Annotated in this window: 23 protein-coding genes; 11 read left to right on the top strand and 12 right to left on the bottom strand. The window is 70.8% G+C overall.

Going from position 1 to position 21,932, the window contains the following annotated elements; genetic code table 11:
- On the bottom strand, positions 1–843 hold the full coding sequence (locus CHC05_RS07430; RefSeq protein WP_218824472.1) for an alpha/beta fold hydrolase: 843 nt from the start codon (positions 841–843) through the stop codon (positions 1–3).
- Between the two features lie 87 nt (positions 844–930).
- Positions 931–1,095, bottom strand: a complete 165-nt coding sequence (locus tag CHC05_RS41330) for a hypothetical protein (RefSeq protein ID WP_179266087.1) — start codon at positions 1,093–1,095, stop codon at positions 931–933.
- A gap of 212 nt (positions 1,096–1,307) precedes the next feature.
- Between CHC05_RS41330 and CHC05_RS07425 the strand changes: the two genes are divergently transcribed.
- Positions 1,308–1,847: a snapalysin family zinc-dependent metalloprotease gene (locus CHC05_RS07425; RefSeq protein ID WP_089245987.1), complete on the top strand. Its 540-nt coding sequence runs from the start codon at positions 1,308–1,310 to the stop codon at positions 1,845–1,847.
- A 7-nt stretch (positions 1,848–1,854) separates the two neighbouring features.
- Here CHC05_RS07425 and CHC05_RS07420 read toward each other — a convergent pair whose 3' ends face one another.
- Positions 1,855–2,622 (bottom strand): ABC transporter ATP-binding protein, encoded by a 768-nt coding sequence (locus tag CHC05_RS07420; protein ID WP_089245985.1) that lies wholly within the window; start codon positions 2,620–2,622, stop codon positions 1,855–1,857.
- Complete coding sequence (locus tag CHC05_RS07415; protein WP_089245983.1) at positions 2,619–3,530, bottom strand: TIGR03560 family F420-dependent LLM class oxidoreductase; 912 nt, start codon at positions 3,528–3,530, stop codon at positions 2,619–2,621. The genes CHC05_RS07420 and CHC05_RS07415 overlap by 4 nt, the downstream gene beginning before the upstream one ends.
- A gap of 140 nt (positions 3,531–3,670) precedes the next feature.
- Between CHC05_RS07415 and CHC05_RS07410 the strand changes: the two genes are divergently transcribed.
- Positions 3,671–4,708: an ABC transporter substrate-binding protein gene (locus tag CHC05_RS07410; RefSeq protein ID WP_179266086.1), complete on the top strand. Its 1,038-nt coding sequence runs from the start codon at positions 3,671–3,673 to the stop codon at positions 4,706–4,708.
- 19 nt (positions 4,709–4,727) lie between these two features.
- On the top strand, positions 4,728–5,528 hold the full coding sequence (locus CHC05_RS07405) for an ABC transporter permease (protein ID WP_089245979.1): 801 nt from the start codon (positions 4,728–4,730) through the stop codon (positions 5,526–5,528).
- On the opposite strand, the gene CHC05_RS07400 is transcribed toward CHC05_RS07405, so the two are convergent.
- The gene (locus CHC05_RS07400) at positions 5,525–6,727 is read right to left on the bottom strand and encodes an ABC transporter substrate-binding protein (protein ID WP_089245977.1); all 1,203 of its coding nucleotides are present in this window, start codon (positions 6,725–6,727) and stop codon (positions 5,525–5,527) included. The two genes, CHC05_RS07405 and CHC05_RS07400, sit on opposite strands and share 4 nt — an antisense overlap.
- Positions 6,728–7,123: 396 nt before the next feature.
- On the opposite strand from CHC05_RS07400, the gene CHC05_RS07395 reads away from it, so the two are divergent.
- From CHC05_RS07395 to CHC05_RS07380, 4 genes are read left to right on the top strand one after another with little or no spacing between them, the layout of a single operon-like run.
- Positions 7,124–9,871: a sensor histidine kinase gene (locus CHC05_RS07395; protein WP_425426711.1), complete on the top strand. Its 2,748-nt coding sequence runs from the start codon at positions 7,124–7,126 to the stop codon at positions 9,869–9,871.
- Complete coding sequence (locus CHC05_RS07390; protein WP_089245973.1) at positions 9,868–10,284, top strand: roadblock/LC7 domain-containing protein; 417 nt, start codon at positions 9,868–9,870, stop codon at positions 10,282–10,284. Before CHC05_RS07395 ends, CHC05_RS07390 begins: the two co-directional genes overlap by 4 nt.
- 53 nt (positions 10,285–10,337) lie before the next feature.
- A complete protein-coding gene (locus CHC05_RS07385) occupies positions 10,338–10,703 on the top strand; it encodes a DUF742 domain-containing protein (RefSeq protein ID WP_089245971.1) in 366 nt (121 codons plus the stop codon).
- The gene (locus CHC05_RS07380) at positions 10,684–11,292 is read left to right on the top strand and encodes a GTP-binding protein (protein WP_089245969.1); all 609 of its coding nucleotides are present in this window, start codon (positions 10,684–10,686) and stop codon (positions 11,290–11,292) included. The genes CHC05_RS07385 and CHC05_RS07380 overlap by 20 nt, the downstream gene beginning before the upstream one ends.
- 16 nt (positions 11,293–11,308) lie before the next feature.
- On the opposite strand, the gene CHC05_RS07375 is transcribed toward CHC05_RS07380, so the two are convergent.
- Positions 11,309–12,241 (bottom strand): sugar phosphate isomerase/epimerase family protein, encoded by a 933-nt coding sequence (locus CHC05_RS07375; RefSeq protein WP_218824471.1) that lies wholly within the window; start codon positions 12,239–12,241, stop codon positions 11,309–11,311.
- A gap of 174 nt (positions 12,242–12,415) precedes the next feature.
- On the opposite strand from CHC05_RS07375, the gene CHC05_RS07370 reads away from it, so the two are divergent.
- Entirely contained in the window at positions 12,416–13,447 is a 1,032-nt protein-coding gene (locus CHC05_RS07370) for a glutathione S-transferase family protein (RefSeq protein WP_245870690.1), read from the top strand.
- Positions 13,448–13,491: 44 nt separating this feature from the next.
- The gene (locus CHC05_RS07365; protein ID WP_218824470.1) at positions 13,492–14,841 is read left to right on the top strand and encodes an MFS transporter; all 1,350 of its coding nucleotides are present in this window, start codon (positions 13,492–13,494) and stop codon (positions 14,839–14,841) included.
- On the opposite strand, the gene CHC05_RS41325 is transcribed toward CHC05_RS07365, so the two are convergent.
- The gene (locus CHC05_RS41325) at positions 14,838–14,981 is read right to left on the bottom strand and encodes a hypothetical protein (RefSeq protein ID WP_179266085.1); all 144 of its coding nucleotides are present in this window, start codon (positions 14,979–14,981) and stop codon (positions 14,838–14,840) included. The two genes, CHC05_RS07365 and CHC05_RS41325, sit on opposite strands and share 4 nt — an antisense overlap.
- Positions 14,982–15,123: 142 nt before the next feature.
- Here CHC05_RS41325 and CHC05_RS07360 point away from each other — a divergent pair, with 142 nt between their 5' ends.
- The gene (locus CHC05_RS07360) at positions 15,124–16,350 is read left to right on the top strand and encodes an alpha/beta hydrolase family protein (RefSeq protein ID WP_144022513.1); all 1,227 of its coding nucleotides are present in this window, start codon (positions 15,124–15,126) and stop codon (positions 16,348–16,350) included.
- Here the strand turns inward: CHC05_RS07360 and CHC05_RS07355 are convergent.
- Both CHC05_RS07355 and CHC05_RS07350 read right to left on the bottom strand, forming a co-directional pair.
- A complete protein-coding gene (locus CHC05_RS07355) occupies positions 16,347–16,757 on the bottom strand; it encodes a hypothetical protein (protein ID WP_089245961.1) in 411 nt (136 codons plus the stop codon). The two genes, CHC05_RS07360 and CHC05_RS07355, sit on opposite strands and share 4 nt — an antisense overlap.
- Before the next feature lie 68 nt (positions 16,758–16,825).
- On the bottom strand, positions 16,826–17,539 hold the full coding sequence (locus CHC05_RS07350; RefSeq protein WP_144022512.1) for a hypothetical protein: 714 nt from the start codon (positions 17,537–17,539) through the stop codon (positions 16,826–16,828).
- Positions 17,540–17,679: 140 nt separating this feature from the next.
- On the opposite strand from CHC05_RS07350, the gene CHC05_RS07345 reads away from it, so the two are divergent.
- Positions 17,680–18,444, top strand: a complete 765-nt coding sequence (locus CHC05_RS07345; RefSeq protein ID WP_144022511.1) for a maleylpyruvate isomerase family mycothiol-dependent enzyme — start codon at positions 17,680–17,682, stop codon at positions 18,442–18,444.
- A 160-nt stretch (positions 18,445–18,604) separates the two neighbouring features.
- Here CHC05_RS07345 and CHC05_RS07340 read toward each other — a convergent pair whose 3' ends face one another.
- From CHC05_RS07340 to ctaD, 3 genes are all read right to left on the bottom strand, one after another.
- Positions 18,605–19,159, bottom strand: coding sequence for a DUF305 domain-containing protein (locus CHC05_RS07340; protein WP_179266084.1), 555 nt, complete (start codon positions 19,157–19,159; stop codon positions 18,605–18,607).
- A 125-nt stretch (positions 19,160–19,284) separates the two neighbouring features.
- On the bottom strand, positions 19,285–19,995 hold the full coding sequence (locus CHC05_RS07335; RefSeq protein WP_089245953.1) for a lytic polysaccharide monooxygenase: 711 nt from the start codon (positions 19,993–19,995) through the stop codon (positions 19,285–19,287).
- A gap of 120 nt (positions 19,996–20,115) precedes the next feature.
- A complete protein-coding gene (ctaD, locus tag CHC05_RS07330; RefSeq protein ID WP_089245951.1) occupies positions 20,116–21,864 on the bottom strand; it encodes an aa3-type cytochrome oxidase subunit I in 1,749 nt (582 codons plus the stop codon).
- Between the last annotated feature and the right edge of the window lie 68 nt (positions 21,865–21,932).

Raw genomic sequence — 21,932 nt, 5'->3', positions numbered from 1 at the left:
TCACGTCGCGGAGACGTGCTTGACCGCGTCGAGGACGACCGCGGTCACCTCGTCCGGGTTGGTGACCAGTGACAGGTGGCCGGCGTCGACCTTGGTGACCGCCGAGCCCGCCCGCTTGGCCATGAAGAGCTGCCGGTCCTTCGGGATCACCTGGTCCTGGGTGCCGACCACGTACCAGGACGGGATGGTCTTCCAGGCGGCCGGCCCCGAGGGCTGGTTGCTGGCGGTGGCCGCCAGCGGTCGCTGGCTGGCCCAGAGCACCGCGGCCTGCTCTGCCGGGACGCCGTTGGCGAAGCCGGTGAGGAAGACCTGCTCCTGCAGGTAGAGGTCGGCGTCGCCGTCGGGCGCTCCCGGGTACGGCACGAAGTCGAAGATCGTCGCCGGGTCGCCGGCCAGGACCGAGTCGGGACCGACCAGGTCGACCACCTTCTCGCCCTCGTCCGGCGCGAACGCGTCCACGTAGACCAGCGCCCGGACGTTCGCGTTGCCCTCGGCGGTGTTGGTGATCACCGCACCGCCGTACGAGTGTCCGGCCAGGACGATCGGGCCCTTGATCGTGGAGAGGAAGTCGGCGATCGTCTCGCTGTCGCCGGGCAGGCTGCGCAACGGGTTCGGCGGCACCCGCACCGGGTAGCCGGCCGCCTGGAGCCGGGCAGTCACGCCGTCCCACGACGAGCCGTCGGCCCAGGCGCCGTGCACGAGCACGATCGTCGGCCGCAGGGGGTAGGCGTCCTCGGCCGCGGGCCGGGCCACGACCACCGCCGGCCACGCCAGCAGCGCGACCGCGACCGCCGCGAACAACAGGGGGAACCGTCGCCGCAGGGCGACCTGGAATCTCTTCAACAAAGCCTCCGTGGGTTCAGGGCAGGGGCACCGGCCCGCATTCAATAACGCGGCTTATGCCCTAAATGTCACGGAGACCCCGCGGCCCTACCGACCCCCGCCGACCGCCCACTCCACGACCGGCAGCACCGGCACCGGCGAGTAGTCCGCCAACGCCGGCAGCCGCCCCAGCACCCCACCGGCGGTCATCCCCAACAGCGCCAGCAGCAGCAGGCCCGCCATCCTCATGCCCACTGTGGATCGTGCACCCATCACCGCTCCCCCAGTCGAACGCACGGAACCATCGACCACCACTCTTCCGATCCGAGCACGCCGGGTCACTGCCACAGGTACCCCAACCAGGGGTAGTGCCCGCCCTACCATCGCCCGGCGGTAGGTGCCCGTCGGGATGACCATCGGATCGATGCAGCTCGATAGGATGGGCCGACACCCCATCCCTTCCGCTCCCACGAGGAGGCCCCCCGATGGCCCTACGCCGCAGACTCTCCGCCCTCGTCCTGACAGCCGTCGCGCTCGTCGGTGTGCAGCTCGCATCGGCCGGCGTCGCCCAGGCCGCCGTCCGGGTGCTCTACTACGACGCCAGCCAGTCCCAGGAGTTCGTGGCCGTGGTGCGCCAGGGCGCGGCGAACTGGAACAGCCGCGTGACCAACGTGCGCCTGGAGCCCGTGCCCGCCGGCCGCACGCCCAACATCCGGGTCTACGCCGACAACGGCTGGCCGCGCACCTACACGACGTCGCTCGGCAACGGCTACTGGTACATGGGCCGCCAGGCCGTCAACCAGGGCTACTACCAGCCGCGCATCTCCACACACGAGTTCGGCCACATCCTCGGCCTCCCGGACCGCAGGACCGGTTTGTGCGCCGACCTCATGTCCGGCAGCAGCGCGCCCGTCTCCTGCACCAACGCGTTCCCGAACAGCACCGAGGCGGCCACGGTCAACAACCGCTTCCGTTCACTGACCTCAGTGCCGGCCCAACAGTTCGTCTGGCAACCGACCGCCTGACCGTCGGCTAGGCTCGCGCGGGCTCCCGGCGCATCAGCAGGTCGTGGAGCTCCGCGCGAGCCGCCATGACCTGGTCCAGTTGAGCTGTGCGGCCCAGCGAACGCGGGCGTGGGATGTCGATGTTCAGGACATCCACTATCTGGCCTGGGCGGGGGCTCAGGACGACCACGCGGTCGGCGAGGAGGACGGCCTCGTCTATCGAGTGCGTGACGAACATGATGGTTGCTTTGTTTTCCATGTGGATGCGCTGGAGTTCTGTGGAGAGGTCTTCACGGGTGAGCGCGTCGAGAGCCGAGAACGGCTCGTCCATCAGCAGCACGCGCGGGCCCGACAGCAACGAACGGCACAGCGCCACCCGCTGTTGCATGCCGCCCGACAACTCGTGCGGCAACCGCCTCTCGAAGCCTGCCAGCCCGACCATCTCCAGCAGGGCGAGCGCCCGCTCCCGCAACGCCGCCCGGCCCAGCTTGAAGATCTCCGCGGGCAGGAGCACGTTGTCGAGCACGCTGCGCCACGGCAGCAAGGCCGGGCGCTGGAAGAGCATCGCGATGTCCTGCCGGGGCTTGGTGACCCGCTCGTCGCCGACCTGGATCTCGCCGCTGGTCGGCGGAAGCAGCCCGGCGACCAGGCGCAGCAGCGTGGACTTGCCGCAGCCCGACCGGCCGACCACCGCGACGAACTCGCCCTCCTCGATCTTCAGGTCGATGTCGCGCAGCGCCTCGACCGAGCCGGAGCGGCCCGTGAACACCTGCGAGACCCCGAAGAGCTGGATCATCCGGCCACCTGCGGCAGCACCTCGGACGCGATGAGGTCGAGGTGGTCGAGGTCGGCCAGGTCGGTGATCCGCAGGTAGGCCCGCTCGGCGCCGAGCGCGGCGAACTGGCCGAGATAGTCGACGACCTCGTCCACCGAGCCGTACGCGCCGGACGCGGCCGCCCGCACCGGCGGGCGCAGGATGGCCGCCCGCCGCTCGACCGCCGCGGCGTCGCGACCGCACGCCACGGACACGCACACCGAGCGCCGCACCGCCCGGCCCAGCTTCGCCGACTCGGCGTCGAGCCGGTTGAACAGCTCCTTGGTGTCGGTGGGACTGGCGAACTGGACGTTGTATTCGTCGGCGTAGCGCGCGGCCAGCCGCGGGGTGCGGCGCGGCCCCTTGCCGCCGACGATCACGGGCGGATGCGGCCGCTGGGTGGTGTGCAGGCCCGGGGCTCCGGCCAGCGTGTAGTGCCTGCCGGCGTGGTCGAACCGGTCCGGCGCGGTCCACAGCCCGGTGACGATCGCGAGCTGTTCCTCGAGCCGCTCGAACCGCTCGCCGAGCGGCGGCAGCGGGAGGCCGAACGCGGCGTGCTCCGCCTCGTACCAGCCGGTGCCGAGCCCGAGCTCCACGCGCCCCGCGCTCATCTCGTCGACCTGGCTCACCGCGACCGCCAAGGCGCCCGGCGACCGGAACGTCGCCGCGCTCATCAACGAGCCGAGCCGGATCCGCGTGGTGTCGCGGGCCAGACCGGCCACTGTGGTCCAGACGTCGGTCGGGGTGTGGTCGGGTGGCCCGCCGAGCGGCAGGTAGTGATCGGGACGGAAGAACCCGTCGAAGCCGCAGGCCTCGGCATGTCTTGCCAGGCCGAGGATGTCCGCGTAGCTCGTGCCGCCCTTGGTGGAGGCGAAGATCCGGAGAAACATCGACGCCAGGTTATCCCTTTCGTGCCTCGGATGGATAGGTGTGCGGGCTGTTGCCAAACGCCGGGTTTCCCCTAGGGTGATGCGTCGTCCCCCGCCCAATGTGTGTCAATCCTTCGATGCCACGAAAGGGACCTCCCGTTATGCGAACCCTCCGCGCGGTTGCCGCCGTGGGTGCAGCGGCGTTGCTGCTGACCATGGCCGCCTGCTCCGGCTCCGACGACAAAGCGCCCGCCAGCAACACCCAGAACGCCGCTGACAAGCCACTGGACAAGGTGGTCTACATGAGCGGCTTCGGCCTCTTCGGCCGTGAGTCCTATGTCTACGCCGCCATCGACAAGGGCTACTTCCGCGAGGCCGGCCTGGACGTCGAGGTCAAGCCCGGCGTCGGCACCAACGGCAACCTCAAGGCGCTCAGCTCCGGCGCCGTCCAGTACGCCTCGATCGACCTGACCGGCGCGTTCCTGGAGTACGGCCGCCCCGGCGGCATCAACGACTTCACCATCGTCGGCGCCGTGCAGCAGCGTTCGCTGACCGCGCTGATGGCGCTGGAGGAGAGCGGCATCAGCACGCCGCGCGACCTGGAGAACAAGACGATCGGCGCGCAGCCCGGCTCGGTCAACCAGGTGCTGTTCCCGACGTACGCCCGGCTCGCCGGCATCGACGCGGCGAAGGTGAAGTTCCAGAACGTCGCGCCGCAGCAGCAGCCGCAACTGCTGGCCTCCAAGAAGGTCGACGTGATCACCCAGTTCCCGGTCGGCAAGCCGGGCGTGGAGCGGGCGGCCGGCGGCAAGAAGGCGGTCGTGCTCCCGTACACCGACGTGATCACCGACCTGTTCGGTGGCGCCATCGGTGTCTCGAAGAAGACCGCCCAGGAGAAGCCGGACCAGGTCAAGCGGTTCATGACCGCGCTGCTCAAGGGGCTCTCGGACACGATCAGCAACCCGCAGGAAGCGGGCCAGATCTACGCCAAGTTCGAGAAGACCCAGCCGGCGCCGGTCGCCGCCGCGGAGATGACGCTGATGCGACCGTACGTCGACCTCGGCACCGGTCTCGGCCAGATCGACCAGGCCCGCGCCGCCCGCAGCATCGCGATCCTCCAGGGCGCCGGCGCGATTCCGGACGGCCTCAAGCCGGAAGACGTGATCTCGTTCGACCTGATCCCCAAGCCCTCCGCCTGACAACCACTGTGGAGCCACGATGACCGCGAGCACTCCGCCCGACCTCGCCCGTCCCGCGAGCGGCGGGCGGGTGCTCGCGGTCGCCATCCCCGTGGCCGGCACGCTGGCCGCCGTCGCGTTGTGGTGGCTGGCCGTGGTGGCCTTCGAGATCCAGCCCTACCTCGTGCCGACCCCGCTCGAGGTGCTCCGGGTGTTCGCCGACATGCCCGGTGACCTGTTCGCCGAGGCCAAGGTGACGCTCTGGGAGACCGTCGCGGGCTACGGCATCTCGGTCGTCGCCGGCGTGCTGATCGGCGCGCTGATCGCCGGCTCGCGGACCGTCGAGCGGGCGGTCTACCCGATGCTGGTCGCCCTCAACGCCGCGCCGAAGGTGGCAATCGTCCCGCTGCTGATCGTCTGGTTCGGATTCGACAGCGCGCCGAAGATCGTCATGGCCGTGTTGTTCTGCTTCTTCCCGATCACCCTGGCCACCGCCGCCGGGCTGAGCAGCACGCCGGCCGACCTCGTCGAGCTCACCCGCTCCCTGGACGCGTCCCGCGTGCAGACCTTCGTGAAGATCCGTTTCCCGGCCGCGCTGCCCCAGATCTTCGTCGGACTCAAAGTCGCCCTGCCGCTGGCTCTGGTCGGTGCCGTCGTCGGTGAGCTGTTCGCGTCCGACGCCGGTCTCGGCTACCTGATCAGCTCGTCCGGCGGCAGCGGCAACACCGCGCTGGCCTTCGCCTGCGTGGCCCTGCTCTCGCTGATGAGCATCGTCCTGTTCTACGCGCTCGTCGCCATCGAGCGGGTCACTGTGCCCTGGGTGAAAGCCACCACGGGCTAGCCGGCCAGGCGCCAGCGGCCGCCGCGGGCGACCAGCATCGTCAGCGACTGGCGCATCAGGCCCGAGTGGTTGTCCGGGGTGAGCCGGATCGGCCCGGAGAGACCGTCCATCTGCGACATCTCGATCTGGTCGCGGATCGCCGACCGGTCGGGCGTCGCCGGGTCGGCGTCGGCCCGCAGCGTCGCGTCCGTGACGAGCTGCAGGGCGTCGGCGGCGAACGAGGCGATGCCGTAGTAGCTGCCCCAGCGGGCGGTGTAGTCCCGGAACCACTGCTTGCGGGCGGCCTTCGCGGGCGTCGTCGCGATGACGTCGTCGATCACCATCGTCTGGGTGAACACCATCGTCGTGCCGTCCGGCGTCGAGCCGTCGCGGCCACCGAGGAACAGGTCACCGGCCGCGGCGGCGTCGAGGAACAGCCGGCCCTGGTATTCGGCCTCGGCGGCCGCCGAGGCGGCCTTCACGGCCTGCTCGGCGCCGGTCCACACCAGGATCCCGTCCGGCGCGTCGGCGACGAGCTGCTCGATGGGGTCGTCGAGGTTGTCCTCGGTCGGCTTCACCTCGGTCTTGGCCGCCAGCTTCAGCCCGACCTTGCCCAGCTCGCGGTCGAGGGCCGTAGCCCCTTCGGCGCCATAGCCGTCGGCGGTGTAGAGCAGGCCGACCTTGCGCAGCGCGGGCGTCCGGCTCAGCTCGGCGGCGAGCGCGGCCGCGTTGTCGTTGGCGTTGGGGCCGAGCTTGAACATGAAGCGCCGTTCGGCGACCGGGCTGGCCACCGCGCCCGCGGCGGCGAGCGAGATGGCCGGGATGGCCTTGTCGTTGAGCGTCCGGGCGGCGTTGACCGCGCAGGGTGCGCAGGCGCCCATGATGATCGCGCTGACCGCCCGGTCGGCGCTGAAGTCCTGGATGTTGCGCAGGCTCTCACCGGGGTCCGAGCGGTTGTCCTTGACCACCAGCTTGATGGTGCGGCCGCCGGCCAGCCCGGAGCCGTTGAGCTGGTCGACCCGCAGCTCCAGCGCCCGCTGGAAGGCCTGCCCGGCGGCCGCGTCGGCGCCGGAGAGCTCGAGGTCCGCGGCGACCACGATCGGGCCGCCCGACGCGACCGCGCCGGCGTCGTCGTCTCCACCGCAGCCGGCCACGGTCACGGCGAGCGCCGTCGCGGTGATGACGGCGAGCGAGCGGGTCAAGGAATTGACGGACGTCACGGGATGCCTCCTGGACGGTGTTCCTCAGTGGAGAGACAACGACCGGCAGCGGTCGGCAAGCGTTGAGAAACCTTGCCAAGCTCATCAGCTCTGGTCAAGCTGAAGAATTCCCATATCTGATTGTCTCAATGCGTGAGATATCCGTCCGCACAATGGACATTACTTTCCGTGCTCAGACAGACACGGAGATCGCGACCAAGCAGCTCAGCGCGTTGTCCGAAAGGACAGGTTGAGGCGCCGACTGTCTGTTGTGCACGCGACGACCGTTTGCTACCCCCATCCCCCTTCCGTACACCCTCAGAAACTGATGAAATCGCCGCCGTGCCGCGTGAGCCGCGGGGGCGCCGTGACGACCGGTGGCGGACCCGCCACGTAACCCACCACGGAGGCGATGGCGTGACCACCGGACGGATGACGCTGTCTACGCGCAGCCCCAGGACCCCTGGGCTGGACCGGCGCGGGCTGCCGCGCCTCGCCGACGCGCGCATCCGCTCGAAGCTCGGCCTCCTGTTGCTGGTGCCGTTGGTCGCCGTGATCGCGCTCGCCGCGGTCCGGCTGGTCGACGTCTCCCGACAGGCCTCCGACGCGACGCTCATCCGCTCCCTGTCAGAGCTCTCGATCGACGTCTCGGCGTTGACGCAGAACCTGCACAAGGAGCGGATGGCCGCCGCCGCGTTCCTGGCCGCGCCGGAGGCCAAGGCGGACGCGTACAACCTGCGGGTGCGCAGCACCGACGCGCTCGTGACCACCTACCAGGCCCGCCGGGCCAACCTGCCGGACCTGCCGGGCTCGGTGCGCGACCGGCTGGCGGCCATCGACGACCACCTGGAAGGGCTCGCCGGCATCCGCGAGGAGACGCTGGCCCGCGGGCAGATGTCGGTCGCGGAGGCGACCCTGCGCTACGGCGTCGTGCTCGGCGACCTGGTGGCGTACGGCGACGCGGTCGGGCAGGTGTCCGGCGAGGGCGACCTCGCGGACAGCCTCCGCGCGATGGCCGCGTTCGCCCGGGCCAAGGCCGCCACCGCTGAGGAGGAGGCGGTGGTCTTCGGCGCGCTGTCCTCGGGCGGGCTGAGCCAGGAACAGTTCTCGGCCTTCGTCGCGACGCTGACCAGCCAGCAGGAGGCGTTCGCCGCGTTCGCGGGTTCGGCCTCGGCCGCCCAGCGCGGTGCGGTCGACCGGACCGTCACCGGCGACGCCTCGCTGCTCGCCGACCAGGTCTCCGCCCAGCTGACCCGCTCGGTCGGCGAGGTGGCGCCCTTCCCGGCCTCGGTCGGCAGCCCGGCCATCGGCGCGGTCAACGACCTGATGCGCTACGCCGAGACCAACCTCGAGCGCGACCTGCTCGGCCAGGCCGACGACGCGCGCGCCGCCGCGGTGCGGCAGGCCACCATCGAGGGCACGCTGGTGCTCACGGTGCTGCTGGTCGCGCTGCTGCTCGCGATCGTCATCGCCCGGTCCCTCAACCGCTCGTTGTTCCGGCTGCGGGACGGCGCGCTCACCGTCGCCAACCACGGCCTGCCCGAGGCCGTCGGCCGGCTGCGCGAGCTGGAGAAGCTCGGCGAGGGCGGCGTCGAGGAGATCGTCAACGAGGTACGCGACCCGATCCGCCTGACCAACCGCGACGAGGTGGGCGAGGTCGCCGCCGCGTTCAACGTGGTGCACCGCGAGGCGGTCCGGATCGCGGCCGAGCAGGCCGCGCTGCGCACCAGCGTCTCCGCGATGTTCCTCACCCTGGCCCGCCGCAGCCAGACCCTGGTCGACCGGATCATCGGCGAGCTCGACTCGATCGAGCGCGGCGAGGAAGACCCGAAGCGGTTGGCCAAGCTGTTCGTGCTCGACCACCTGGCCACCCGGATGCGGCGCAACGACGAGAACCTGTTGGTGCTGGCCGGCGCCGATACCGCGCCACCACGCCGCGAGGACGCGTTGCTCATCGACGCTCTGCGCGCCGCACAGTCCGAAGTGGAGTTCTACAACCGCATCGAGTTCGGCACGGTCGACCCGGACATCTCCGTGTCCGCCAAGGCCGTCAACGACGTCGTCCGGATCCTCTCGGAGCTGCTCGACAACGCCACGCGCTTCTCGCCGCCGAACACCGTGGTGGTGGCCGACGCCCGGCGCATCCGCGACTACGTGGTGGTCCAGGTCGAAGACCGCGGCCTCGGCCTCGACGACGACCAGATCGAGGTGCTCAACCAGCGGCTGCAGGCGCCGTCACCGGTCGACGTGTCGGCGTTCCGGCTGATGGGCCTCGCGGTCGTCGCCCGCCTGGCGGCCCGCTACCGGATCCAGGTCGAGCTGCGCCGCACGCTGGACCAGGGCACGGTCGCCCTGGTCACGCTGCCGGCCGAGATCGTGGTCGTGCCGCAGCACGCCGGCCACCCACCGACCCTGCTGCCCCGCAAGCGGGTGCCGGCGTCGGCGGAGGTGGGCTCGCTGGCCGCCAGCAACGGCCACGCGCCCGGCGGCAGCGCTTGGGCCAACCGCGCGTCGGCGACGACCCTGGCCGAGCCACCGGCCGCACCGGCCCAGTGGGACGTCTCGCTGCCACAGCGGCCCGCGTTCGGCACCGCATCCGCACCGCCCGTCCCACCTGTCGCGGGCGGCGAGGCCGCGCTGCTCGCCGAGCCCAGCCGGGAGGCGACCACCGAAATGCCGATCTTCCGGGAGATGGAAGCCGTCTGGTTCCAGTCACACGGCCACAGCTCCACGCAGATCCTGCACCTGCCGGACAACTACGCGCCAGCGGCCGCCCGCCCGACGGCACCCGTCCCGCCCCCACCGGCCGCTCCCGCGCCCACGCCGCCCGCCGTCCCGCCGCAGCCGCCCGCGAGCTCCGCCCGGCCGACCGCGCCGCCGGCGGCCGACGACGACCTGTGGCGGACCGCGGCCGACGACGGCTGGGAACGGGCCACCCGGGCCGCCCGACCGGCGACGGACGGCACCACCCGGTCCGGCCTGCCCAAGCGGGTGCCCCAGGCGCAGCTCGTGCCCGGTGGCGTCGAGACCCGTCCGAAGGAGGGCGTCAAGCGCGCGCCGGAAGAGGTCCGCGGCCTGCTGTCCGCCTACCACCGTGGTGTCCAGCGGGGCCGCACGGCCGGCGCCGAGCTCGACCAACCCGACGCGAGCAAGGAGAGCCGATGAACAGGGCACCGACCATGCAGGACATGGCCTGGTTGCTGAGCAACTTCGCCGACAGCGTCGCCGGCATCGCCCACGTGGTCGCCGTCTCCGCCGACGGTCTCCTGCTCGCCTCGTCGCGGGACCTACCCCCGGACCGGGCCGACCAGCTCTCGGCGATCACCGCCGGCGTGGTCAGCCTGACCAGTGGTGCGGCGCGGATGTTCGACGGCGGCAACGTGCTCCAGACGGTCATCGAGATGCACAGCGGATACCTGTTCCTCATGTCGATCAGCGACGGCTCGTCGATGGCCGTGCTGGCCGGCCGCAACAGCGACGTCGGCCAGGTCGGCTACGAGATGGCCCTGCTGGTCGAACGCGTCGGCAAGGCCCTGTCGCCGGACCGCCGCGAAGCCGTGATCGGCCGCCGGTCGTAGCACGGTGGACGAGAACGTGCCGCCCCCGCACAACCGTGAGGAGGTAACCGCGCATGGACCCGCCGCACGGCGATCCCAGGGGCGCGCTGGTGCGCCCGTACGCGGTTACCCGCGGCCGCACCGAACCGTCGCGGCACATCGCCCTCGAGGCCGTGCTCACGGCCAGCGTGCAGGCGGTCACCGAGGCCCGGTTCGCCGGCCACGACAAGTACCGGATCGCGCAGATCTGCCAGTCCACTCCGCAGTCGCTGGCCGAGATCGCCGCGTACACCCGCCTGCCGCTCGGTGTGGCCCGGGTGATCGTGGCCGACATGGTCGGCGAGCGGCTGCTGACGCTGCACAGCGCCGCACCCGCCCAGCGCTTTGAGGAACGGATGGAGATGTTGGAGAGGGTGCTAAGTGGACTACGCAAGCTCTGACCGCGAGCGGGGCATCATCTCGGCGAAGATCGTGATCGCCGGTGGCTTCGGCGTCGGCAAGACGACGATGGTCGGTGCGGTCTCCGAGATCACCCCGTTGACCACCGAGGCGTTGCTGACCACGGCCGGCTCGGGCATCGACGACCGCTCGAAGGTGCCGGAGAAGGAGACCACCACGGTGGCGATGGACTTCGGCCGGATCACGATGGCCGACGACCTGATCCTCTACCTGTTCGGCACGCCCGGGCAGACCCGGTTCTGGTTCATGTGGGACGAGCTCGTCCGCGGCGCGGTCGGTGCGGTGGTGCTGGTCGACACCCGGCGGATCACCGACGCGTTCGCGCCGCTCGACTACTTCGAGAAGCACAACCTGCCGTACCTGGTGGCGCTGAACTGCTTCGACGGCGCGCGGACGTACGAGGTCGACGAGGTGCGCGAGGCGCTCGCCATCCCGCCCAGCGTGCCGCTGCTGATGACCGATGCCCGCCGGCGCGAGGCGGTCAAGGAGACCCTGATCGAGGTCGTCGAGCACGCGATGCGCGCCCTGCGGGAGGAGTTCGGCCGCGGCTCGCCGACTCCCGTCGGATAGCCGCGGCCGCGCCCTGCTAGAACCTCAGGTTGGCGAGGTAGTTGTAGCCCACGCGGGCCGTGTCGATGGACTGTGCCGGGGTGCGCGGTGCCGTGCCGGCGTCGTCGCGCTCGACGATGAACTCGTCGATGCCCGCCTCGCGGCCGTGCTGGAAGATGCGCGCGAAGTCGATCAGACCGTCGCCGACGTCCGCGAACGAGCCGCCGTCGTTCATGTCCTTGACGTGGAACTGCTTGATGCGACCGCGGTTCTCGCGGATCACGTCGACCGGGTCGTGCGCGCCCCGGGTGACCCAGAACAGGTCGACCTCGAGATGCACCAGATCGGGATCGGTCTCGTTGGTGAGGATGTCCCAACCGGTGGTGGTGCCACCGTCGAGGCGGAAGAACTCGAAGTGGTGGTTGTGGTAGCCGAAGCGCAGCCCGGCCTTCTTGGCCAGCGCGCCGGCCTTGTTGAGGTCGCGGGCGAACGCCCGGTACGTCGCCGAGTCGCGGATGACGCCGTTTGCGCCCACGCCGAAGAACGGGTGCACGATGTAGCGCTGGCGCAGCAGCCGGGCGTCGGCCAACGCCGCCTGCCAGGCCGCGGCGTCGAACGGCTGAGGTATGCCGACGTGCCCGGAGGTCGCCCGCAGCCCGACCGCGTCGAGCGCGGCCTTGAACTGGGCAGCGGTGCGGCCGACGAAGCCGGCGTGCTCCACCCGCGTGTAGCCGATGTCGGCCAGGGCGCGCAGCGTGCCCGGCAGGTCGGCGGAGAGCTGGTCACGCAGGGTGTAGAGCTGCACGCTGATGTTGTCGCGGGGAACCCGGCCGTGGCTGCCACCGCGACCGCCCGCGCTCGCCGGGGCGGCGCCGAGACCCACGGCCCCGACGGCCCCCGCTGCCGCCGCGACGGTCGCGGCCCGCAGCGCGCCGCGCCGGGTCAGGGTGGTCCGTTGCTCCTCCGTCATCGGAGGGGCGCTCTGGTGTGCTTCTTGGTCGTTGACGCACATGGATGAATGCCTCCTGGCGCTCGGGACGGGAAACTCGACCAGCATCGATGCTTGGCCAAGCTACCCCGCGGCGCAACCCGGCGGGAAGATCTGGACGGGCGGTCGGCGTGATCGCGAGGCACTATGGGACGCATGCCCGACATCACGACCGAGCAGGGGGTCTACGTCAACCCCGCCGGTGAGTTCACCCGTGACCAGCGCTACATCGCCTCCCGGATCACCCGGGACGGGCGCGACGGCTACCCCGTCGAAGCGGGCCGCTACCGCCTGGTCGTGAGCCGGGCCTGCCCGTGGGCCAGCCGCGCGGTGATCGTCCGTCGGCTGCTCGGTCTGGAGGACGCGATCTCGATGGCCATCGCCGGGCCCACGCACGACAAGCGGAGCTGGACCTTCGACCTCGCTCCCGGCGGGATCGACCCGGTGCTCGGCTACGAGCGGCTCCAGCAGGCCTTCTTCAAGCGGTTCCCCGACTACGAGCGGGGCATCACGGTGCCGGCGATCGTCGACGTCACCACGGGCGAGGTGGTCACGAACGACTACCCGCAGATCACCATCGACATGTCGCTGGAGTGGCGCGACCACCAGCGCCCGGGCGCGCCGGAGCTCTACCCGGAGGCGCTCCGGCCGGAGATCGACGAGGTCAACGAGGTAGTCTTCAAGGACGTCAACAACGGCGTCTACCGGGCCGGCTTCGCCGGGTCGCAGGAGGCGTACGAGAAGGCGTACACCCGGCTCTTCGATCGGCTCGACTGGCTCTCGGACCGCCTGGCCGACCGGCGCTACCTGGTCGGCGACACGATCACCGAAGCCGACGTGCGGCTGTTCACCACCCTGGTCCGGTTCGACGCGGTCTACCACGGGCACTTCAAGTGCAACCGCCAGAAGCTGACCGAGATGCCGGTGCTCTGGGCGTACGCGCGGGACCTGTTCGCGACGCCGGGCTTCGGCGACACCGTCGACTTCGACCACATCAAGCGGCACTACTACGAGGTGCACCGCGACATCAACCCGACCGGGATCGTGCCCGCAGGTCCGGACCTGTCGGGCTGGCTCACGCCGCACGGCCGGGAGGCGCTCGGCGGGCGCCCGTTCGGCGACGGCACCCCGCCCGGGCCGGTGCGCGCCGACGAGGTCGTGCCCCGGGAGCACACCGCGGAGGGCTGAAACTCGGTTGACCTCAACCCCGCTTGAGGTCAGATCATCGTGCGGTGACCGTCACCGCCATCGAGCCCGAGACCCGACTCTTCGACCGCCGCTACGCGCTGGCCACCGCCGGCTCGACCAGCCTGGTGTTCCTGGCCGCGTTCGAGGCCCTGGCGGTCACCACCGTGATGCCCACCATCACGGCCGAGCTCGACGGCCGGTCGCTCTACTCGGTGGCGTTCGTGGCCACGACGGCGGCCAACGTGGTCGGCAGCGTGGCCGCCGGTGCGTGGGCCGACCGGCGCGGCCCACGGCGGGCCCTGCTGGTGGCGATCGTCGTGTTCGCGGCCGGCCTGGCGGTGGCGGGCACGGCCGGCACCATGGGCGTCTTCGTCGCCGGCCGGTTCCTCCAAGGCCTCGGCGCCGGCGGCATCACGGTCGCGCTGTACGTGCTGATCGCCGCCGTCTACCCGGCTGTGCTGCACCCGCGCATCTTCGGGCTGTTCGCCGCCGCCTGGGTGGTGCCGTCGATGGTCGGCCCCTTCGTCGCCGGCCTCGTGGCCGACGCGTGGAGCTGGCACTGGGTGTTCCTCGGCGTGCTGGTGCTGGTCGCCGCCGCGACGCTGGTGATCGTGCCGGTGCTCCGGTCCACGGTCGTCCCGTCCGGCACGGTCTCGGCCGGTGCCGGCAAGCGGATCGCCGCCGCCGCGGTGGTGGCCGTCGCCGCGGTGACGGCCGGGCTGTCCAGTGAGCTGCCGGACGCCCGGGGCTGGCTCGTCGTGGCGGTCGCCGTCGCGCTGTTGCTGGCGTCCGTCCGCACGCTGCTGCCGCCCGGCACGCTGCGCGCCCGCCCGGGCCTGCCCGGCGCGGTGCTGCTCAGCGCCGCCGCCGGTGGCACCTTCTTCAGCACCGAGGTCTACCTGCCGCTGCTCCTGCACGACCGGTACGGGCTGCCCGGCTGGCTGTCGGGCTTCACGCTGACCGTCGGGGCGATCGCCTGGGCGGCCGGCTCGCACGTGCAGGGCCGGATCGGTGACAGGTGGACCGACTCGGCGGTGCTCCGGCTCGGCGCGCTGTTCCTCGCGACCGGCGCCGCCGCCGAGCTGGTGACCGCGCTGGTCAGCCCGCACTGGCTGTTCGTCGGCCTCGGGTGGCTGCTGGCCGGCTCAGGCATGGGCCTGATGTATCCCCGGGTCAGCACGCTGGTGCTGGCCGCCTCGGAGCCGGGCACCCAGGGCTTCAACACGGCCGCCAAGAGCATCGCGGACGTGGTCGGCGGCAGCCTCGCCCTCGCGCTGGCCGGCCTGCTGTTCCAGTCGCTGGCCGGCCTCGGCGCCTGGTGGTCCTTCGCCGGAACCCTGACACTGTCGACGCTGCTCGGCGCCGCCGCTGTCTTGGTGGCGCGGCGGGTCTAAAGCGCCTTCGCCCGGTAGGACTCGAGGACCTGGGTCCAGCCACCTTCGGCGGCGAGGGCGGCGCCGCTGGCGGTGAACGACTTCGGCCACCAGTCGCCGATCCGGCCGGTGAACAGGTCGAACGCCTCGGTCGGCCCCACCGGCACCACCAGCTCGCGGACGATCGGCTCCGCGTACTCCCGGCTCGCGTCATGATCCGTTTCTCCCCGCTTTCGGCTTTGTCCAGCCTGCCAGTCCGGGTCGTGCGACGCTGGCCAGAGGCCAGCCCAGGTGGAGGTTCCGATGACCAGAATCGGCGCCAAGGACGAGCTGTTCGGCGCACAGACGTTGCGGACCATGGGCCATGCCCCGTACGGGGGCGCCGACATCGGCGAATGCCTGGCGACGCTGGCCCGGGTGCAGGGCACGGACCTGGACAGCTGGTACGGCGAGTGGACGCTGACTGCCAACCGCCTCCAGGCGCTGGCCGAGGCCGAGGAGGCCGCCGGGCACGTGGAGAGCGCCCGGCTGGCGTACTGGCGGGCGTCGAACTACTTCCGCAACGCCGGCACGATGCTGCTCGGCGCGCCCCTGGATCGGCGGGTGGTCGAGGCCAACCTGCGGCAGACCGACGCGTTCCGCCGCGGCGCCGCCCTGCTGCCGCTCCCGCCGAAGCAGGTGGAGATCCCGTTCCCGGACGGCTCGCTGCCCGGTTATCTCTTCCGGGCCGGCGACCCGCGGGACCGGCCGATGCTGATCTGCCTGGGCGGCTACGACAGCACGGCCGAGGAGGGCTACTTCTTCAACGGCGCGGCGGCGCTGGCCCGGGGCTACGACGTGTTGACCTTCGACGGCCCCGGCCAGGGCACGGCCCTGCTCCAGCGCGGGATGGTCATGCGGCCGGACTACGAGAACGTGGTGACCCCGGTGGTCGACTACGTGCTCGGCCTGGCGGACGTCGACGTCAACCGGATCGCGCTGGTCGGGCTCAGCCTCGGCGGCTACCTCGCACCCCGGGCGGCCTCGGGCGAGCACCGGTTGGCCGCCTGCATCGCCGACGGCGGCCAGTACGACCTGTTCGACGCGGTGCTGCAGCGGATGCCGGCGCCTATCGCGCGCGGCTTCGCCGAGGGGCGCTCGTCGTCGGCGGCGCTGCTGCGCCGGGCCCTGCGCGGCCTGGACCGCCGGCCGACCGCCGGCTGGTCGCTGCGCCGGGGCCAGCTCGTGCACGGCGCGGCCGACTCGATGACCTATCTGGACATGCTCCGGGACTACACGATGAAGGGCCGGGCCGGGCGGATCACCTGCCCGACGCTGGTCTGCCACGCGGAGTCCGACCCGCTGGGCGCCCAGGCACCCGAGCTCTACGACGCGCTGACCACCCGCAAGGAGCTGATCACCTTCACGGTGGCCGAGGGCGCGGGCGACCACTGCGAGGCGGGCGCCCGAACGCTCTTCCACGCACGTGCCTTCGGCTGGCTTGACTCGGTCCTCCGCCCTTCCGCCGTCCTGAGCGGGACTCGTCACTAAGCCTCGTGGCCGCGGCGACCTTTGGTGCGGCGGCGCTCCTTCATCTCCGCCTCGTAGAGGTGGCGGCGGCCGCCGGCTAGTTGATCGCGGGCTTTGGCCTCCACGTCCCGGAAGGCCGCGTAGTAGCCGGCGTCGTAGTCCTCGACGATCTGGTAGGTCCACTGGCCCTCGATGACGTTGCGGCCGATGAGCTCGTCGCGCACCTCGTCGGCGAGCGCGTCGTGGCCGGCCCGGCGCAGCAGGTCGACCGCCTGGTCGAGCATCAGGTCCGCGTGCCCGGTGAGCTGGTGCATCGAGTAGAGGTGGCCGCGTACCCGCTCGACGGTCTCCAGTGCCTCGCTGAGCTTGCCGAGGGCGGCCACCGTGTCGTCGTCGAGCCCGGGCGGGCGTACATGCTGGTCTTCCACGATCTCGTCCTTACCCCGAAAGTGGAGCCGCCCACGGTCGCGGGCGACTCCACTTCGGGTGTGGGCACCTAGGCCGCGTGCTTCCCACGGCGGCGGGTGCGGGTCGCGGCGACGACGACGGCGCCACCGGCGAGCAGCACCAGGCCGCCCGCGACGACCGGGACCGGGTCAGGACCCGGCGTGACCGGCAGCGCGCCGCCGGGCACCGTCAGGTTGTCGACGGCGGAGACCTCGTTGCCCCCGCCCGGGATGCTCTGCCGTGCGACGATCCGGTAGGTCCCCGGACGCAAGCGCGGCGAGATCGTGCAGGACCAGTAGCCGTTGTCGCCGACCGTGGTGTTGCAGGTGCCGGCCGCTTCCGCGTCACTCTCGGTCGGCCGCTCACCGTTCCACTGGTTGCCGTTGTTGCCCGGCTGGTTGTTGGCCGGGCCGTTGCCTGGGCCGTTGTTGGCCGGACCGTTGTTGTTGGGTCCGGTGCTCGGACGGCCGCCAGGACCGTTGTTGGCCGGACCGGTGCCCGGGCCGTTGTTGCCAGGCTGGCCGTTGCCGTTGCCGTTGTTCCAGTGGTTGTTGTCGTTGTTCCGCTGGCTCAATGCCTCGACCGCGACCCGGGCGCCAGGCTGCCCGACGCCCCGGACCGTCGGCGTGTTCGAGATGGTCGAGCCGGTCTGCGGACTGGTGATCTGAAAGCGAGCACCGTCCGCGAACGCCGGCGAGCTCAGCGCCAGCGCGAACCCGACCACCGCCGCGCCCAAGCCCACCCTCGTGCGCAGTTTCCCCATTGGTTTCTCCCTTCACAACACTCCCAGGGGTGACTGTATGCAGAGAAACTTCGCATAAAAGGCGAATCACGGAAGTTGGCCGGATTCGGCACGAATGCCTGGCGTGTCGCGCTTAGCTTTCCAAGAGAGAGGTGATCGCGATGGTTGTCGACTCCCGGCCGCAAGCGCTGAGCCGGCGCCGGGCGGCGGAGGTGGCCGCGGCGGAGCTGCGCGCCTTCGGCGCCGCGCTGGCGTCCCTCGACGACGCCGACTGGGCCAGGCCCACCGACTGCCCGGACTGGACGGTCAAGGACGTCGTGGCCCACGTCTGCGGGCAGTACGAGGAGCTCGCCAAGCCGACGGTGCTGCTGCACCGGCTGCGTGTCGCGCGGCAGCGCTATCCCGACAAGATCGCCCTCGACGGGCACAACCAGGTGCAGATCGACGAGCTGGGTGGGCTGCCGCCGGCCGAGCTGTTCGGCCGCCTGCAGCGGCTGGGCCCGGTGGCGCTCCGGCGGATCCGGCTGATGCCAGGGCTGTTCCGGCGGATCTCGACCCTGCGGTTCTTCCCGGAGTCACCCCTGCAGGAGTCGAACCTCGGCTACCTGGCCGACGTGATCCTGCCGCGCGACACCTGGATGCACCGCATGGAGCTGGCCCGGGCGACCGGCGGGGTGTTCGACGTGGACGACCATGACCACGAGATCGTCGGCCAGGTGGTCCGCGAGCTGGACCAGGGCTGGCAGCGCCCGCCGCTGCGGCTGGAGCTGACCGGCCCGGCCGGTGGCGTGTGGGAGCTCGGCCGCGGAGCACCGGTCGAGTCGGTCACCGCCGACACCCTGTCGATGATGCTGCACCTCTCCGGCCGCGACGGCGTCGAACTCCCGAAGGACAGCCCTCTCTCCGCCGCCCGGGTCGTTTTCTAGGCCCTGTTTCGTGTCTGGGGTCGAGGCGAGGCGGAGTCCAGGGGTCGTCTGGGTGTGCGGCGGCTTTGCCCGGATACCGGTGTTGTATCCGGGCAAAGGTGCCGTGCGGCCAGGCGGCGCCTGGGCCCGCCGCAGCCCGGCCGCAGACACGAAACAGGGCCTAACCGACCATCCGGAGCAGTTTCTGGATCTGGGCGCGGACGGTCTCGTCGGTGCGGGCCGCGAGCTCGCGCGTCGGCGGGTCGATGCCCGACGTGGTCTCCATGCGGGCCAGCTCCACCGCCCCGTGCTGGTGACCGATCAGCATCGTGAGGAAGGTGCTGTCGAACTCGGCCCCCGTCAGTCCGGCCAACCGCAGCAGCTCGGCGTCGTCGAGCAGGGGCAGGCCGCCGTGTGCCTCGTGCAGGCCGGCGTGTGCGGTGGAGACCAGCGGCTCGTCCCAGCCCGCGAGCCGGTCCCGGATGGTGGTCGTCTCGGCCGCCTGCGCGGCCGAGAGCTCGGTCGCGGCCGCCCTGACCTCCGGCCGGGTGGCCTGCTTCTCCCCCAGCGTCAACAGCTTCGCGGCCGGCTCGTGGTGGGCCAGCATCATCTGCAGGAACATCACGTCGGTGTCGTTGTAGGACGGTGGTGGTGGGGCCGGCGCGGCGGGCGCGGGCCCGGCACAGCCCGCCACCAACAGCAGCACCGCCGCGAGAAACGCGCGTCGTCCCGTCACCCCGGACCTCCCTTGCCGGTGGGCTTTGCTCTGCTTCCATACACGCATCACCCAGCCCGACAGGTGATGCGGATATGGATGCAGAGCAAGTGGCCCGCGCCAAGGCGGCGCGGGCCACTCGAATCTCAGGAACAGGCTCCCTGGTCGCGCCAGACGCCCCACTCGCCGGTGGTGCCGGGCGTCTCGCCCTGCGTCCACCACTGGGCCTGCCAACGCCGGCCGTTGTAGGAGACGATCGCGCCGCCGTTGTAGACCGCGCTCGCGCTCCACGCGGTGCCGCAGTTGGTCGGCGGCGGAGGCGGCGGCGGGTTGGTCCCACCACCGCCGCTGCCGACCTGGAGGTCGACACAGGCGTAGAAGGCGTTGTTGGTGTCGGCGACGTTCCACCGGGCCAGCACGGTGAGCCGGCCGGTGCGGCCGCCGAGGCTGACGTTGTGGGACTTGGTCGCGCCGGGCTGGGCGCCGCCGTCGTTGAAGCTGGCGATCCGGCTGCCGCCGACGAAGTACTCCCAGGTGCTGGTGGCGTGCCGGGCCGTGATGACCCAGTTGAACGTCACGCTCTGGCCGACCGAGGTCGCGGGCCAGGCCCGGCTGTTGTCGTTGAGGACGGAGAAGCGGCTGCCGCCTCCGTTGCACTGCATGGAGCCCTTGGGGGCTTCGACGCTCTGCGGCTCGTACACGATGTCACCGCAGTTGGCGACCCGGCCCTGCGCGCACATCGCCTGCCGACTCGGCGGTGAGGAGATGTAGCCGTGTGCCTGAGCGGGTGCGGCCAGGAACATCGAGACCAGCAGGGCGGCGACCGTCAGCACCGGAAGCATGATGCGTCTACGCATGAAGTCCTCCTCACTTCATAGAGCGATACCGATCCCTTCTGGCCGCAAGAGTAAGGTAAACAAACCTAACAGTAAATAGACCTAACGAAATTTTTCGATGCCTGGTTTTCCGCCGTGTCCTTACCGGCGCGGCTTGTCCTCCGGGTACGAGGCCCCGCCGTCCGACTCGCGGCTGAACGGCTTGGCACCACCCTCCGGCGGGCCGGCGATCGACTGCTGGCCGGCGGCGAGCTCCGGGAACTTCTGGTCGAAGGCCGGCCGCTCGGAACGGATCCGCGGCATGCGGTCGAAGTTGCGCAGCGGCGGTGGCGAGGAGGTCGCCCACTCCAGTGAGTTGCCGTGCCCCCACGGGTCGTCGGCCAACACCACGGGACCGGCCTTGTACGCCTTCCAGCAGTTGTAGATGAACGGCAGCGTCGAAGCGCCGAGGATGAACGCGCCGATCGTGGAGATCTCGTTGAGCGTGGTGAAGCCGTCGTCCGGCCGGTAGTCCGCGTACCGCCGGGGCATGCCTTCCGCGCCCAACCAGTGCTGCACCAGGAACGTGGTGTGGAAGCCGACGAAGGTCAGCCAGAAGTGGATCTTGCCCAGCCGGTCGTCGAGCATGCGGCCGAACATCTTCGGGAACCAGAAGTAGATGCCCGAGTAGACGGCGAACACGATCGTGCCGAAGAGCACGTAGTGGAAGTGCGCGACCACGAAGTACGAGTCGGACACGTGCCAGTCCACGGGTGGGCTGGCCAGCAGCACGCCAGTCAGGCCACCGAGCAGGAACGTGACCAGGAAGCCGATGGAGAACAGCATCGGCGTCTCGAACGTTATCTGGCCGCGCCACATGCTGCCGATCCAGTTGAAGAACTTCACGCCGGTCGGCACCGCGATGAGATAGCTGAGGAAGCTGAAGAACGGCAGCAGCACCTGGCCGGTCGCGAACATGTGGTGCGCCCACACGCTCATCGATAGCGCCGCGATCGCGATCGTCGCACCGACCAGGCCCTTGTAGCCGAACAGCGGCTTGCGGGAGAAGACCGGGATGACCTCGGTGACGATGCCGAAGAACGGCAGCGCGACGATGTAGACCTCGGGATGGCCGAAGAACCAGAACAGGTGTTGCCAGAGCAGCGGGCCGCCGTGGGACGGCTCGTACACCTTCGCGTCGAGGATCCGGTCGGCGCCCAACGCGAACAGGGTTGCCGCCAGCAGCGGGAAGACCATGATGACCAGCACGCTGGTGATCAGGATGTTCCAGGTGAAGATCGGCATCCGGAACATCGTCATGCCCGGCGCCCGCAGCGTGACGACCGTGGTGATCATGTTGACCGCGCCGAGGATCGTGCCCAGACCCGAGATGATCAGACCGATCACCCACATGTTCGGCCCGATGCCCGGCGAGTTCTCGACGTCGCTCAGCGGCGTGTACGCGAACCAGCCGAAGTCGGCCGCCCCGCTCGGGGTGAGGAACCCGAGCAGCACGAGCGAGCCACCGAACAGGTAGAGCCAGTACGCGAAAGCGTTGAGCCGCGGGAACGCGACGTCGGGTGCGCCGATCTGCAACGGGACCACGAAGTTCGCGAAGGCGAAGAGGATCGGCGTCGCGAACAGCAGCAGCATGATCGTGCCGTGCATCGTGAACAGCTGGTTGTACTGCTCAGGCGACAGGAACTGCATGCCGGGCCGGGCGAGCTCGGCGCGCATCAACAGCGCCATGATGCCGCCGGCGACGAAGAACCCGAGGCTCGTCGTGAGGTACAGGATCCCGATCTGCTTCGCGTCGGTGGTGCGGATCAGCCGCGACAGGGCGTTCCCGTGCGGCTGGTCCCGCACCGGCCATGGACGCGTAACGATCGGCTTTGGAACTACGGACGTCAAAACAGCCCCCGGGGTCGTCTGCCAACCAGCCTTGGGCCTAACGACGCTGGCCGGCCGGCAGACGCGCC

The sequence above is a fragment of the Asanoa hainanensis genome (assembly GCF_900188485.1).
Taxonomy (GTDB): domain Bacteria; phylum Actinomycetota; class Actinomycetes; order Mycobacteriales; family Micromonosporaceae; genus Asanoa; species Asanoa hainanensis.
This window is presented reverse-complemented; position numbering and strand designations above follow the sequence as displayed.